Origin of the sequence: uncultured Flavobacterium sp. (genome assembly GCF_963975515.1) — a bacterium.
Lineage (GTDB): Bacteria > Bacteroidota > Bacteroidia > Flavobacteriales > Flavobacteriaceae > Flavobacterium.
The window spans coordinates 205,901-220,981 of the sequence record NZ_CAXBGY010000003.1; the positions used below are offsets into that span (position 1 = coordinate 205,901).

General features: G+C 30.6%; 13 protein-coding genes and 1 tRNA gene. 3 read left to right on the top strand and 11 right to left on the bottom strand.

The features are described from left to right. Window positions 1-5: 5 nt before the first annotated feature. A complete protein-coding gene (locus AAC008_RS05635; protein WP_339887952.1) occupies window positions 6-1,046 on the top strand; it encodes an endonuclease/exonuclease/phosphatase family protein in 1,041 nt (346 codons plus the stop codon). Between the two features lie 3 nt (window positions 1,047-1,049). Here AAC008_RS05635 and AAC008_RS05640 read toward each other — a convergent pair whose 3' ends face one another. The 7 genes from AAC008_RS05640 to AAC008_RS05670 form a co-directional block, all read right to left on the bottom strand. Next, window positions 1,050-1,661 (bottom strand): WbqC family protein, encoded by a 612-nt coding sequence (locus tag AAC008_RS05640; RefSeq protein ID WP_339887954.1) that lies wholly within the window; start codon window positions 1,659-1,661, stop codon window positions 1,050-1,052. A gap of 12 nt (window positions 1,662-1,673) precedes the next feature. Further along, window positions 1,674-3,434, bottom strand: coding sequence for a signal peptidase I (lepB, locus tag AAC008_RS05645; RefSeq protein WP_339887955.1), 1,761 nt, complete (start codon window positions 3,432-3,434; stop codon window positions 1,674-1,676). Window positions 3,435-3,496: 62 nt separating this feature from the next. Continuing rightward, entirely contained in the window at window positions 3,497-4,195 is a 699-nt protein-coding gene (dapB, locus tag AAC008_RS05650) for a 4-hydroxy-tetrahydrodipicolinate reductase (protein WP_339887957.1), read from the bottom strand. Window positions 4,196-4,249: 54 nt separating this feature from the next. Then, on the bottom strand, window positions 4,250-4,810 hold the full coding sequence (locus AAC008_RS05655; RefSeq protein WP_339887958.1) for a DUF5683 domain-containing protein: 561 nt from the start codon (window positions 4,808-4,810) through the stop codon (window positions 4,250-4,252). Further along, window positions 4,810-5,706: a ParB/RepB/Spo0J family partition protein gene (locus AAC008_RS05660; RefSeq protein WP_339887959.1), complete on the bottom strand. Its 897-nt coding sequence runs from the start codon at window positions 5,704-5,706 to the stop codon at window positions 4,810-4,812. The genes AAC008_RS05655 and AAC008_RS05660 overlap by 1 nt, the downstream gene beginning before the upstream one ends. A 3-nt stretch (window positions 5,707-5,709) precedes the next feature. Continuing rightward, window positions 5,710-6,477 (bottom strand): AAA family ATPase, encoded by a 768-nt coding sequence (locus AAC008_RS05665; RefSeq protein ID WP_339887960.1) that lies wholly within the window; start codon window positions 6,475-6,477, stop codon window positions 5,710-5,712. Window positions 6,478-6,834: 357 nt separating this feature from the next. After that, window positions 6,835-9,225 carry a T9SS type B sorting domain-containing protein gene (locus tag AAC008_RS05670; RefSeq protein WP_339887961.1) on the bottom strand — a complete coding sequence of 797 codons (2,391 nt, stop codon included), beginning with the start codon at window positions 9,223-9,225 and terminating at the stop codon, window positions 6,835-6,837. Window positions 9,226-9,520: 295 nt separating this feature from the next. Between AAC008_RS05670 and AAC008_RS05675 the strand changes: the two genes are divergently transcribed. After that, complete coding sequence (locus AAC008_RS05675) at window positions 9,521-10,081, top strand: hypothetical protein (protein WP_339887962.1); 561 nt, start codon at window positions 9,521-9,523, stop codon at window positions 10,079-10,081. Window positions 10,082-10,225: 144 nt separating this feature from the next. Here AAC008_RS05675 and scpA read toward each other — a convergent pair whose 3' ends face one another. The 4 genes from scpA to udk are packed head-to-tail and all read right to left on the bottom strand — an operon-like array spanning window position 10,226 to window position 14,767. After that, window positions 10,226-12,388 carry a methylmalonyl-CoA mutase gene (gene scpA / locus AAC008_RS05680; protein ID WP_339887964.1) on the bottom strand — a complete coding sequence of 721 codons (2,163 nt, stop codon included), beginning with the start codon at window positions 12,386-12,388 and terminating at the stop codon, window positions 10,226-10,228. Between the two features lie 3 nt (window positions 12,389-12,391). Further along, entirely contained in the window at window positions 12,392-13,750 is a 1,359-nt protein-coding gene (locus AAC008_RS05685; protein ID WP_339888145.1) for a methylmalonyl-CoA mutase subunit beta, read from the bottom strand. A gap of 54 nt (window positions 13,751-13,804) precedes the next feature. Next, window positions 13,805-14,155, bottom strand: a complete 351-nt coding sequence (locus AAC008_RS05690; protein WP_339887965.1) for a septum formation initiator family protein — start codon at window positions 14,153-14,155, stop codon at window positions 13,805-13,807. Then, a complete protein-coding gene (udk, locus tag AAC008_RS05695) occupies window positions 14,156-14,767 on the bottom strand; it encodes a uridine kinase (protein WP_339887966.1) in 612 nt (203 codons plus the stop codon). Between the two features lie 133 nt (window positions 14,768-14,900). On the opposite strand from udk, the gene AAC008_RS05700 reads away from it, so the two are divergent. Next, a tRNA-Pro gene (locus tag AAC008_RS05700) sits at window positions 14,901-14,975 on the top strand. Window positions 14,976-15,081 lie beyond the last annotated feature (106 nt).

The following is a 15,081-nucleotide window of genomic DNA, read 5'->3' on the forward strand; positions in this document are numbered from 1 at the left end:
CAGGCATGAAGAACCAAACATGGTTAAGTAAAATTATGCATTTTTTAAATATTGTACTAGTTGTAGTTACAATACTTGCTTATGTCTTACCTTTTTTAGCACCCAAATTATTCCCTTTTTTAAGTGTGTTTTCATTGGTTTTGCCTTTTCTATTAATTCTTAATTTTTTATTTTTTGTTTATTGGTTGCTTCAATTAAAAAAATACATGTTTATTTCTGGAATCGTTTTGTTATTAGGAATAACATTCATCAATAAACTGTATAAATTTTCTGAAACTAATATTCCAGAATCAGAAAATGATTTTGTTATAATGAGTTATAATGTGCGATTATTCAATTTATATGAATGGTTGCCTAAAAAAGACGTACCAAAAGAAATTAATAAATTTGTTGCTCAAGAGAATCCAGATATACTTTGTATTCAAGAATTTTCTCCAGTTGATGCTATTAATTTTAGTCAGTATAAATATAATTACATTAATGTTGAAGGAAAGAAAAACAAATATGGACAAGCTATTTATTCTAAATTTAAAATAATAAATAAAGGAGAAATTGAGTTTCCACATTCTTCTAATAAAGTAATTTATGCAGATGTTTTACGTAAAAAAGATACAATTAGAGTTTATAGTATGCATATGCAATCTGTTAAAATAAGTACAGATATAAACGATAATATTGATGAAGAAAAGTCAAAATTTATTTTTAAAAGAATTAGCGAAGCTTTCACAGAACAGCAACTACAAGCAGAATTAATTAAGAAAAATGTTGACGCTTGTAAATTGCCAAAGATTATTTGTGGAGATATGAATAATAGTGCTTTTTCATACGTGTATAGGTTAATAAAAAATGATTTAAAAGATGCGTTTGAAGAAGCTGGCACTGGTTTTGGGAAATCGTATAACTTTAAATATTACCCTGCTAGAATTGATTATTTATTAGTTGAAAAAGAGTTTGAAGTTAAACAATATCAGTCATTTGATGCTTTTTTTAATAGTGATCACTTTCCGCTTTCTACTAGATTAGAACTGAAAAAGAAAGATAATTAGTATTTATAAAATTTGTTTTTTCAGATAATCTACAGCATATCTTCCTTCATTAAATAACAAATCAAGAATGCTTAAATTATTTATAAAACCATGTTTGTCATCAAAAACTTGCGTGTATGATTCAATTTGAGTTGTATCTTTTTTTCCGTTGACTAAGTAGCGTAAATCATTTTCGTTTTCAATAGTATGAAAATATTCTGTTGTTTTTAAAAAAGGTAATTCAATTCCTAAACACGAATTTACTATATCAAAAGTTTCAAAATTTAAATCAATTAAAAACTTATGTTTCTTTTGATAAATTGGAGCGATATCATCAATAAAATATTCAAAAAAAGGAGAATTTTTATAAGCAGATTCTAATGATTTTAAATGAATTTTTTGCCAATTCGAACTATCATCAATTAGTACATCTTTGTATTTCTGATTTTTTTCTGTAGAATGTTTAACGGAAATATTAAGCAATTGAAGTCCGTTTGCACTGTAAATATACATTCGGTTTCTATTCGTTTGCTTTTGAAAATTATCGTCAACTTCAAATACCAATTCTTCTGCCTGAATCATTGCAATATAATGACTAATAGAAGGAAAATATGTTGGATGAAGTAGGGTTTTCATTGATTTCGAGAACTACTGATTTTCTTTTTTCTTTTTCTTTCCTCTAAAGTAATCAAACGCAAAATAACCAGCTAATAAGAATAAGAAAAATTTAAAATACGATTGTGGTTGACCTTCACCGCTTACTGTAGTAAACATTCTATCCCAACGAATTTTGTTCATTATTCCTTGTGCATTTGAATCCCAACTCATCCAAATAAAGATTGGTTTTCCAACAACATGATCAGCAGGAACATAACCCCAATAACGTGAATCTTCAGAATTGTGACGATTGTCTCCCATCATCCAATAGTAATCTTGTTTAAACGTATATGATGTAGCAACTTGACCGTTAATTCTAATCTCGTTTCCAGTTTGTTGTAAAGTGTTTCCTTCGTATTCTGTAATTAACCTTTTGTAATATGGAAGTGTTTCTAAATTTAATTCCACTTTTTTTCCAGCTTCAGGAATATAAATTGGCCCTAAATTATCTTTTGTCCAGTTCTTCTGATTTGGTCCATGTGGAAAAATATCGTACATTTCTTTAGTACTTATTACCGATTTTTGACTTTTTATCAAATTAACAAACTCTAATGGAAGTCTGTTGATGCATAATAAGTTTTTGTTTGTATCTTCAAAGACAACAAATTTATTGGATTCTTTTATTCTAGTTACAATGTTTTTTAATTCATTGTCATTGATTTTTGGATCAATTTTAAATTCATATGAGAATATTGTATTTGTTGTGTCAATCATTCTTTCAACATCAGAGACACCAGGGATTTTCTTTAATTTCTCAACGTTTTCAGAAGTCAAAGCTGGAAAATATGCTGTTTTTTGTTCTGCAAGAAATCCATATCTATCGTGCGTATTTAATTCACTAAATAATGAATTATAGTCAACATTATCTAAAGGTTCTACTTTTGCTGAATATGAAAATTGTGGTTTTGCTCTTTCTGATAAAACTAAAACTTTATCGTTTACATATAGTTCAGAATTCTTTATTTCAATTTTATCACCAGGAATTCCAACACATCTTTTTACATAATTAGATCGTTTGTCAATTGGTTTCCATGCATATCTGTGTAAAGGGTCTCTAAATTGATAAACAGTATCAATAGGCCAGTTGAAAACTACAATGTCATTATTTTTTATTTTTTCATAACCTGGTAACCTAAAATAAGGCAATTGTGGCCAGATAGTATATGATTTAGTCTTTATGAAAGGAATAGTATCATGAACCATTGGAGCAGCAACAGTAGTCATTGGAGTTCTTGCTCCATAATTATATTTACTCACAAATAAGAAATCACCAACTAATAACGATTTTTCTAATGAAGAAGTCGGAATTGTAAAAGGTTGAATAAAATAAGTGTGTACAAAAGTAGCAACAACAATTGCAAATAATAATGAACTAACAGTATCAGCAGTTTTATTAGTTGGTACTAAACTTCTATCTGTAATATAAGTTGGGTTTTGCGTGTAATTAATATAATAGATATAAAAACCTAATGTAAGAATTACTAAAGCAGTATCTTTTGAAGAGTTATAGCCAAAACTTCTAATAGTTTCTACCCAAACAACTGGAATCATTATTAGGTTGATAATAGGAATAAATAGTAAAAAAGTGTACCATTTAGGTCTATTGATAATTTGCATTAAAACTATTGCATTGTAAACAGGAATAAATGCTTCCCAAGCTTGTCTACCTGCTTTTACATACAATTTCCAAGTTCCTAATCCGTGAATCAGTTGAACTATTATTATGAAGAATAACCATTGTAATGCTGTCATTTTTTATTGTTTAAAAGTTTAAAAGTTTCTGTGTTTAAATTAACTCAGAAACAACATATATTTTATATTCCTAAAACGTCTTTCATAGTAAAGACACCTTTTTTTCCTATTAACCACTCAGCTGCAATTACAGAACCTAGTGCAAAACCTTCTCTGTTATGTGCTGTGTGTTTTATTTCTATTTGATCTACTTCAGAATCATAAAAAACGCTGTGAGTTCCGGGTACGTTTTCAATTCTTTTGGCATCAATATGTATTTCGTTGTTCTTTGGATTTTCTAATGTCCAATTTGTATAATCTGAATTTTCTATAACGCCTTTAGCTAAAGAAATGGCTGTTCCGCTTGGGGCATCTAATTTTTGTGTATGATGAATTTCTTCCATTGAAACGTTATATTGTTTCAAATTACTCATCATTTTTGCTAAATAGTTGTTTAGTTCAAAGAAAATATTAACCCCTAGACTAAAATTAGAACCATAAATAAAGCTTCCATTATTTGTTTTGCAAAGTTCAACCACTTTGTCATAATTTTCTAACCAACCTGTTGTTCCTGAAATTACTGGAATATTGTTTTTTAAACATTCGGAAATATGAGAAACGGCAGAATCAGGAACGCTAAAATCAATCGCGACATCTGCATTTTTCAAACCTTCAAAAGAATTAGCACTTGATTTTTTTAAAACTATAGAATGTCCTCTTTCTAAAGCTATTTTTTCAATAACCTTTCCCATTTTTCCGTAGCCTAAAAGTGCAATTTTCATGTAGATAAGTATATAGAAATTAGTGTTTGTTACAGTTTGAAGCGTTAATTAAAGTTAAAAATTGTAATTAAAAGTCAATCCCAAATTTTGCCTATTGTTTAACTGATTTTGATATAAATCTGGTTTTATAGATAAGTTGTCATTCACGTTAAACTGAATCAAATGTGCGTCAACATTAGCATCTACTATGTTTAAAATGTAGATTCCAACAGTTAATAGCATCGATAAGTCTCTGTTTCTTTGATGGAATTTTTGAGCACTAATTAATCGTGCGTCATCTAAATTTCCATAAATAGGATGATTTGGATCTGATGTTCCATCAAGTCTTCTTTTGTACTCATCTCTAAATTTATGATATTCTCTTTGATTAAAAGTATAAGAATATATGGAAATTCCCAAGCCGGCATAAACAATTGGAATTTTCCAATATTTTTTATTATAGGCTTGTCCAAGACCAGGTAAAATAGCTGAATAAAATGCAGCTTTTGAAGGTGTCAAAGGATCTATAGTTTTAACAACAGTGTCTTTTGCCTTAATGATTTCTGGTTTCTGTGCAAAAAGAGTATTGCTACAAAAAAAAGAAAGAAGTAAATATATGAAAACTGTTTGCTTCACTATTCTTTAATAAGTTTCAAAATACGTTCAAAATCTTCTTCAGAATGAAATGGAATAGTAATTTTTCCTTTTCCATTTCCTGCTGATTTAATATCTACTTTTGCTCCAAAATAATGCGCAAAAGTTTTCTTTTGTTCTTCATCTATTTGAAAAGAATCAGATTTAGGTTTCTTAGCTTTTGGTAAAAGGCTTTCTTGGTATTTTTTTACTAAAGCTTCTGTATCTCTAACGGATAAATTTTCGGTAACGATTTTATGGTAAATATCTCCTTGAACATCGTTATCTTCTATGTTTATTAATGCTCTTCCGTGGCCCATAGAAATAAATCCATCACGAATTCCAGTTTGTATAATTGGATCTAATTTTAATAAACGAAGATAATTGGCAATAGTTGAACGTTTTTTTCCAACACGATCACTCATTTGCTCTTGTGTAAGGTTGATTTCGTCAATTAAACGTTGATATGATAAAGCAATTTCAATAGGATCTAAATCATGACGTTGGATATTTTCTACCAAAGCCATTTCAAGTGATTCTTGATCATTTGCAATACGAATATAGGCAGGAACAGTTTCAAGACCAATAATTTTTGAAGCTCTTAAACGTCTTTCTCCAGAAATTAATTGGTATTTGTTAAAGTCAAGTTTACGAACCGTAATAGGTTGTATTACACCTAGTTCTTTAATAGAAGTTGCTAATTCGTTAAGCGTTTCTTCATTAAAATTTGTTCTAGGTTGAAACGGATTTATCTCAATTGAATTAATGTCTAATTCAACAATATTTCCTACTACTTTATCTGCATTTTTATCTTCTACCGATTTTATATCATTGGCAGGATCTTTTAAAAGAGCAGATAATCCTCTTCCTAATGCTTGCTTTTTTACAGCTTTCGTCATGCGTTATGCTTTGTTTTTTTTAATAATTTCTTCTGCCAATTGTAAATAATTAGAAGCACCTTTACTGGTTGCGTCATAATTAATTATACTTTCTCCAAAACTTGGAGCTTCACTTAATTTGATATTTCTTTGAATTATTGTATTGAAAACCATATCAGAGAAGTGTTTTTGTACTTCTTCAACCACTTGATTTGACAAACGTAAACGGCTATCATACATAGTTAATAACAAACCTTCAATATCTAAATCGGCATTATGTATTTTCTGAACACTCTTAATTGTTGTTAATAGTTTTCCTAAACCTTCAAGAGCAAAATACTCACATTGAATAGGAATGATTACGCTATCAGCAGCCGTTAGTGCATTTAAAGTAAGTAAACCGAGAGAAGGAGCACAGTCAATTAAGATGTAATCGTACTTGTCTTTAACGCTTTCTAATGCTTGTTTAAGCATGTACTCGCGATTTTCTTTATCTACTAATTCTATTTCAATGGCTACTAGATCGATATGAGCTGGAATAACCCACACATTTGGTGCAGAACAACTTATTATAGCTTCTTCTGGAGTATTACTGTGTTCTAGAATTTGGTAAGAACCAATTTCAACAGCTTCAACATCGATACCCAATCCACTACTGGCATTTGCCTGAGGATCAGCATCAATTAATAGTACTTTTTTTTCCAAAGCTCCCAATGAAGCTGCTAAGTTTATTGAAGTTGTTGTTTTACCTACACCACCTTTTTGATTTGCAATTGCAATGATTTTACCCATTTGATATATTAAAATTAGGAACGGTAAAAATACAATTAATTATGGTTTTTTCAAGTCTATTTTGTTAACAATAGAATAAAGTTATTAGTGTAAAAGTTAAAATATTCTTTATAAATAAGGTGTAGTATTTGATTTAAAAACAAAAAACACGAAATGAATCGTGTTTCTGTAAGGTTTTAATCTCTTTTTGGACTATTTTTTTTGTCTCGTTTTTCTGCTTTCTTTTCTTTAGCAGTTTTAAGCGGTTCTTTCTTTTCCGTTTTTTTTGCGTCTTGACTCTTTGCCATAATATAAATTTTTAATTAAGTAAAGATAATAAATTTAATTTCATTAAATACAAAAGAAACACTTATTTGCTTATCGCGATAAGCTGAAATGAGCTCTAAAAGTTCTGGAAATATTGTTTTCTTCAAAATTAATAGTAAACCAATAATCATCTGCAGGTAAAGAATACCCATTGAAAGTTCCGTCCCAACCAGCATTATTAGGTAAAATTTGTTTAATTAATTTTCCATATCTATCAAAAATAGACACTTCTACTTTCTTTAAATTATTTAAACCAGTAATCATCCAATAATCATTTATTCCGTCACCATTTGGAGTAAAAAAATGAGGGTAATTTAATATAAGAATATCTTTTGATAAAGGAGGAGAACATCCATTTTGATCCATAACTGTAACTGTATGATTACCAGATGAAACATTGGTAAATATATTGTTGTTTTGGAAGTTACCATTGTCTAATTGGTATAAATAATCTCCACTAGCAAAGGCTAAAACGGTTACGATTTGATTTTCAGAAAAAGCTCCAGTTGTTGTGTATTCTATACTTGTTAAAGTAGGTTCTAAAACGTTTACACTTATGGTTTGTGAGACAGCACACTGATTAGGATTTGGTGTAAATGTGTAACTTCCTGAAGCTGTATTGTCAATTACTGAAGGATTCCAGGAGCCGTTAATGTTGTTAGGAGATGTTGTGTCTAAAGTTGGTGCATTTGAACCTGCACAAAACGTAATTACATCAATAAAATCAGGAATAAAACCACTGGAAACTGTAATTGATATTTGATATGTTTGAATATTTTGACAACTAGTTGCTTGTGGAGTGAAAGTATAAGTTGTAGTTCCAGTATTTGAAGTGTTAATAGTTGTAGGATTCCAAGTTCCAGTAATTGGGATTGTGTTTGATGATGTCGTTGGTAAAGTTGGAGCTGTTGCATTTAAACAATAAGTGGTTGGAATAGTTGTAAAAGTAGGGGTAATGTTTGTTTGTGGATTTATAGTTATCGTTATCGTTTCAGCCATTCCTTCACAACCGTTAACTATCGGAGAAACTGTATAAGTAACTGTTCCATTTGTACTTCCGGTATAAATTAAAGTTTGTGCAATTGTATTTCCAGTTCCGTTAGAAAATCCCGTAACATTTGTTGAAGTAGCCGTCCAATTAAAAGTTGCATTTGAATCTGAAGCTGTTAATGTAATGGATGTTGTTTCAGTTGAACAAATTGTTGTTGTTCCCGAATAAGAAGCTGTTGTCATTGGTAAAAGTGTGACAGCAGTTCTAGTATTGCTTATACAACCTGTAGATAAATTATAAGCTTCTGCATAAAAAGTTCCCGAAGCTGTTGAAGTGTAACTAGACGAGTTTGATTGCAGTAAATTGCCATTAGTTGGAGCATCATACCAATTGACACTCTCATTTGCGTTTGCTGTTACACTTAATGAAGTACCTTGGTTGCTGCAAAGCGTTTGATTGCCATTTGAGACAGGTGGATTTGGTAAAGCATTAATAATTACAGTAAAAACATCAGACAAAGTCGAGCAATAAGGGTTGCTTAAATTTACAATGTCATTAGCGACTTTCACTCTATAATAAGTAGTTGTTGTAATGGTTGGAATGAAGTAAAGAGAAGAGGTTTCACCTGTTATATCTACATAATTAACGTTATTGCTACTTTGTTGCCATTGGTAAACATTTGAAGCTGTTCCAGTTGTACTAACTTGTAATTGGTTGTTGGTTATAGTTTCGTTTTCACAAATTGATATTGAATTTGAAGGATTTCCACTATTAGTAATGTTGCTATATTCACCACAAGCACGAAACATAATATCGTCAATAGCTAAATCATTTCCTAAACCACCATTAAAATTATTTCTCATTTTTAAAATCACAGAGGTTTGCCCTGCAGGCATTGTAAAAACTAGACCAAATTGATTCCAAACCGGAGTAAATGTATTAGCAATAATTCCTGTGCTACCAGTTTTAAGCAATATTGTATCAGTTACATCCCATATTTCGAAAGTTACATTTATTGGAGATTGATTAGTAGTAGCATTTAATATATTTAATACCCATGCTGAGAATTCAAAAGTTGTATTGCTGCATAAACCAGTAACAGTTCTTTTGTAAAATTGACTTGGATTAATATCTGCATTAACTATTAAACATTTTCCATTTACTCCATCCGCTTCTGAATCAGGTGTGTGATCTAAAGAGTACATCCAATTTTGTGAATTTGGAATAAGATTAGTTCTATAGTACAAAGTATATTGGCCATCATTAGGAAAACCACTATTTACATAAGTATAATTGGTTACACCAGTCGCCAAAGCAGGTCCGTAACTTGTGCCACTTCCAAAATTTTCAAAGAAAATAGGTGCACCGCTACTTCCGTTGCAGAAACTTAATTGACTAAAAGCAAATGTATAATTTAAAAAAAGGACTAATATTAAGTAGTTCTTATTCATTATTGATAAATTTTAATATAAAAAAACATTTTTATAAATATAAACCCAAATAATTTATGATAATCATGATTTATGTTTATAAAAACTATACACTTAAGCTAGTGATATTGCCTAGTTAAAAAGCGTTCTATGCCATTTTACAAAGCAAGTTGAGAAAGATACCTAAAGGTGTATAGGTAATGTTAAGGTAATCACAACATTTTCGGTTGTATTATATTTCTTTGATTTTTAAATATGTGTTTAAATTGATAGTGTTGTTCTTAAAACAAGTTTTAACTTTACAAAAAATCACACCTTGAAAATAACAATCCTAACTCCAATGGAAATTGAGCAAGAAAAAGTACTAAATGCTCTTTCTCGCATTGCTAATTTAAAACATACTTATCAAGTCTTAGTTTCGGGTATTGGTAGAGAAAGTACAGCTAAAGCTTTAATGCAATTGTCAGAAAATGATGTTTGTGTTTTAATGGGTTTTGCTGCTGTGGTTGGTAAAGAATTAAACTTGCCTGCTCATTTGGGTTTAGGTAAGCCTGTTGAAATTACAACTTCTTCTATATATGGTTTTGAAGGTGGTTTGTTTGAGAATGGCAAACCTATAAGTGTTGACCCAAAACTAAGTTTGCCGTGTTTGTCTTCGTTGACTTCGGATAAGTTTGTTAGAACTACAGATTTAGAAGAAGGTACAGTTGTAAATATGGAAGATTATACTTTTATGTATTTAAAGAGACCTCAGGATTTTATTGTTCGCATAGTTTCTGATTTTTTACCTCATGAAACCGAAATTGACTTTTTTGAACATGTAAAAGCAATTGATTTTATGGAAGGGGTTTTAGCTATAGAACAAATTGAAGTTTAGTTTTTTAGGAACACAGATTTAAGGAGTTTGAGAAATCTATAAAATCTCTATTTGGGAGTTTTTGAATAAAAAAAACACCAACTTTTCAGTTGATGTTTTTGTAATTTTATATGCTGAATCGAGTTCGGCATGACAACGGTGAGATTAATCTTCCAATAAAACCTCCAAGATTGTTATTGCAGCTTCACTGATTTTAGTTCCAGGACCAAAAACGGCAACTGCACCAGCATCAAATAAGAATTGGTAATCTTGAGCAGGAATTACTCCACCAACAATAACCATAATATCTTCTCTTCCGTATTTTTTAAGTTCTTCAATTACTTGAGGAACTAGCGTTTTATGTCCAGCAGCTAAAGAAGAAACTCCTAAAATGTGAACGTCATTTTCAACAGCTTGTTTGGCAGCTTCTTTTGGAGTTTGAAATAATGGACCAATATCTACGTCAAAACCTACATCAGCATAACCTGTTGCTACCACTTTGGCTCCACGATCGTGACCGTCTTGTCCCATTTTGGCAATCATTATTCTTGGACGACGACCGTCTTTCTTTGCGAAAGCATCGGCTAATTGTTTTGCCTTTTCAAAGCTTTCGTCATTTTTTATTTCTTTACTATACACTCCGCTAAAACTTCTAATTTGTGCTTTATATCTTCCGAATACTTCTTCTAAAGCATCGCTAATTTCTCCTAATGTTGCTCTTTGTTTCGCAGCTTCAACAGCTAAAGATAATAAATTATCATTTTTATTCTGATGTATATTAGAATCTTTTGAACTTTCCACACTAGCTCTTGCACAATCAGTTAATTTTGCTAAACACGATTTTACTTTATCATTATCACGAGAAGCTTTTATTTGTTCTAATCGTTCAATTTGTTGTTTGCGAACCATATCATTGTCCACATCCAAAATATGTAAAGGATCTTCTTTTTCTAAACGGTATTTGTTTACACCAACTATTATATCTTGAGTACTATCAATACGTGCTTGTTTACGAGCAGCAGCTTCTTCAATACGTAATTTCGGAATTCCTTCTTCGATGGCTTTTGTCATTCCACCTAAAGATTCTACTTCTTCGATTAAAGCCCAAGCTTTTTCGGCAATTTCAGCCGTTAAACTTTCCACATAATAACTTCCAGCCCAAGGATCAACAGTTTTGGTGATTTTGGTCTCTTCTTGCAAGAAAATTTGTGTGTTACGTGCAATTCTAGCAGAAAAATCTGTTGGTAAAGCAATTGCCTCATCTAATGCATTGGTGTGTAAAGATTGTGTTCCTCCAAAAGCAGCAGCGGCAGCTTCAATAGTTGTTCTTGCTATGTTGTTAAAAGGATCTTGTTCTGTTAAACTCCAACCACTAGTTTGACAATGTGTTCTTAAAGATAATGATTTATCGCTTTTTGGGTTGAATTGTTTTACCAGTTTTGCCCATAACATTCTTCCAGCTCGCATTTTGGCAATTTCCATAAAATGGTTCATTCCAATTGCCCAGAAAAATGATAATCTTGGTGCAAATGTATCAATGTCCATTCCAGCTGCAATTCCAGTTCTGATGTAATCTAAACCATCTGCTAAAGTGTAGGCTAATTCAATATCAGCCGTTGCTCCAGCTTCTTGCATGTGATAACCCGAAATTGAAATTGAGTTAAATTTTGGCATATTATCACTGGTATATTCAAAAATATCAGCAATAATTTTCATAGAAGGAGTAGGTGGATAGATGTATGTATTTCTAACCATAAACTCTTTTAAAATATCGTTTTGGATAGTTCCAGATAAGTCTTTAATATCGACACCTTGTTCCATTGCGGCAACAATATAGAATGCCATTATAGGTAAAACAGCACCATTCATAGTCATGGAAACTGACATTTCTCCTAAAGGAATTTGGTCAAAAAGCACTTTCATGTCTTCTACAGAATCGATGGCAACACCAGCTTTTCCTACATCACCGAAAACTCTTTCGTGATCTGAATCGTAACCTCTATGTGTGGCTAAATCGAAGGCAACTGATAATCCTTTTTGTCCTGCGGCTAAATTTCTTCTATAGAAAGCGTTACTTTCTTCTGCAGTAGAAAAACCTGCATATTGACGTACTGTCCAAGGTCTTTGTACATACATTGTTGCATAAGGACCACGAAGATTTGGTGCAAAACCTGCTGCAAAACCAATGTGTTCAAGTTTTTCAATGTCTTCTTTTGAATACGTTGGTTTTACTTCTATATTTTCTGCAGTAAGAAAGTTTTCAGTGTTTGACACTTCTGATTTCTGATTTCTGACTTCTAACTTTAAATGTTGGATGTTTTTTCTCATGACTTATTCTTCAGCATTTAATCGTTCTTGTTCCATTTTTTCTGCTAAACGTTTTTCGATTATAGGTGTGATTAACGTTTTTCTTGGATTGTTTTTCACAAAAGGATATAATTCTAAATCGTGTTTCATTTTGTCATTTTTGTTGGGATATTTATTAGTTCCTAACAAAATTTCTTTTCCGTTATCGAATAAATCTTGCTCTTTTTGAGCAGATTCGTTAATTTTTCTTTGGATAGTTCCTTCTACTAATTGTGTAATAAAACCACCATTTAATTCAATGTCTTTAAATAATTCAAGAGCTTTTTCGGCTAATTGTTCTGTTAAAGATTCAATGTAATAAGCACCATCAGCTGGATTATTTACTTTATCAAAATAGCTTTCTTTTTTCAAAATTAATAATTGGTTTCTTGCTATTCTGTCACCAAATTCATTGTCTTTATGATATAATGCATCATAAGCTAAATTTGCTACTTCATTTGCTCCACCTAAAATAGCTGACATGCATTCAGTTGTTGTACGTAGCATATTTACATTATAATCGTATAATGTTTTGTTTCGTTTTGTGGGTGTTGCTATGATATTACATTCATGTGTGTGATTGTATTCTTTAGCTAAAGCATTGAATAGGATTCTTAAAGCTCTTAGTTTAGCGATTTCAAAAAAGTAGTTTGTTCCAACAGAAACTTCAATAGTAATAGGTTGGTTTAAGTTTTCAATTCTATTAAAATATTCGTTTATATGTGCTAAAGTATAAGCTAATTGCTGAACCATATTAGCTCCAGCATTTTGATATATTCCAGATTGGATGGATAAAAATGGAGTTTTAGCGCTAATTTGATTTAGAGATTTAAAATCAGTTTCTAAATTTTTAAACCAATTTCCATCTTTCACTAATTGTCCGATTGGATCGATTTGAACCGAGAAAGTAGCTTTATTTTTTGTTGCGAATTCAGTTAGTTTGTTAACGAAATCGATTGATAAAAATTTCAAATTAAAGTAATAAGAAATGTTTTCAAAAGGAAGGTTTTTTAGTAAGCTTTCTAAAGAAACGGTTTCATTTTCAATTGTAAATCTTATGCTTTCTGCTCCTCTTTTTAGAGAATCAATTGTTTTTGAATTAGATTTTTCTACATCATGAACATAAATGTTTTGTAGAATTTTAAATTCAGAAACTTTTGTTTGAACATTATTAATTAAATTATCTTCATCGTTATGATAAAAAGGTTTTACTTTGATGCCTTCTAAGCTTTCCCAAACTAGGTTTTCATTATAGTCGGCTCCTTTTAATTCAAATTGAATTTGTTGTTTCCATTGTTTGGAGGTAACTTTTTCAAACCCATTAAATAAATTGTTCTCTTTTATCACGATTGTTGAATTTATTTATTCCAAAACATTTTACTTGTTTTGGAATTTTATTTAAAATCTTTTTTTTGACTCTTCATCATGCAAATCATCTTCAAACTCTATGATGTAAATATCTTCGCTATCTTTTTTCATAAAGTATTTTTCGCGAGCATATTTTTCAATCATATCTGGATTTTGAAGTTTTTTTATTTTAATACTATCGGCAGTTATTTCCTCTTTATAGTATTTTTGATTTGCTTCTAATTCATTTATTTCTTTATTTAAAAGTCTATGATCAATATACGAATAATTGTCTAAGAATAACATCCAAATCACAAAAAACAACACTACCAAAAAGTACCTATTCCAAATAATTTTTAGGAAAGGATATTTTAGGCGTAATTGTTGAATTTTTTTGAACATTTATTTTTCTATTCGTTGATTAATTACTGCTCTTACTACATCAATAGCTACTGTGTTGTATTTGTCATTTGGTATGATAATGTCGGCAAAAGCTTTTGTAGGTTCAATAAATTGTTGGTGCATAGGTTTAAGTGTGTTTTGGTAACGATTTAAGACTTCTTCCATGTCTCTTCCACGCTCTGCAATGTCTCTTTTTAAACGTCTTATTAGTCTTTCATCAGAATCTGCATGAACAAATACTTTTATGTCAAACAACTCTCTAAGTTCAGGATTTGCAAGAATTAATATTCCTTCTACAATCATAACTTTTCTTGGATGAGTTACAATTACATCATCTGTTCTATTATGGGTAACGAATGAATATACAGGCTGTTCAATTGTTTTTTCTTCTTTTAATTGCTTTAAATGCTCTACTAAAAGTTCAAAATCTATAGCTCTTGGATGATCAAAATTAATTTTTGTACGTTCATCATAGCTCAAGTTAGAAGTTTCACGATAATATGAGTCTTGAGAAATAATTCCGACTTCAGTTTGAGGTAATTCGTTCATTATTTGGTGAACAACTGTTGTTTTTCCACTTCCTGTACCACCTGCAATTCCAATTATAAGCATAAAAATGTATCTTTATTATTTGACAAATTTAAGTATTTGAATTTAATTATATGCTTTTAATTTACACAGAAAAAAATATTTTTAAAATTCATTGCAGATATAAATAATTACATTACATTTGCACCTCACTTTTCGGGGTGTAGCGTAGCCCGGTCATCGCGCCTGCTTTGGGAGCAGGAGGTCGCAGGTTCGAATCCTGCCACCCCGACAAAAACCTTCTTGGACTTCAAGGAGGTTTTTTAATTTCAGAAAATCTTCAATAACTTATAATTATACTATAATAGATTTTTTGTAAGCTATAATACATTTCAATT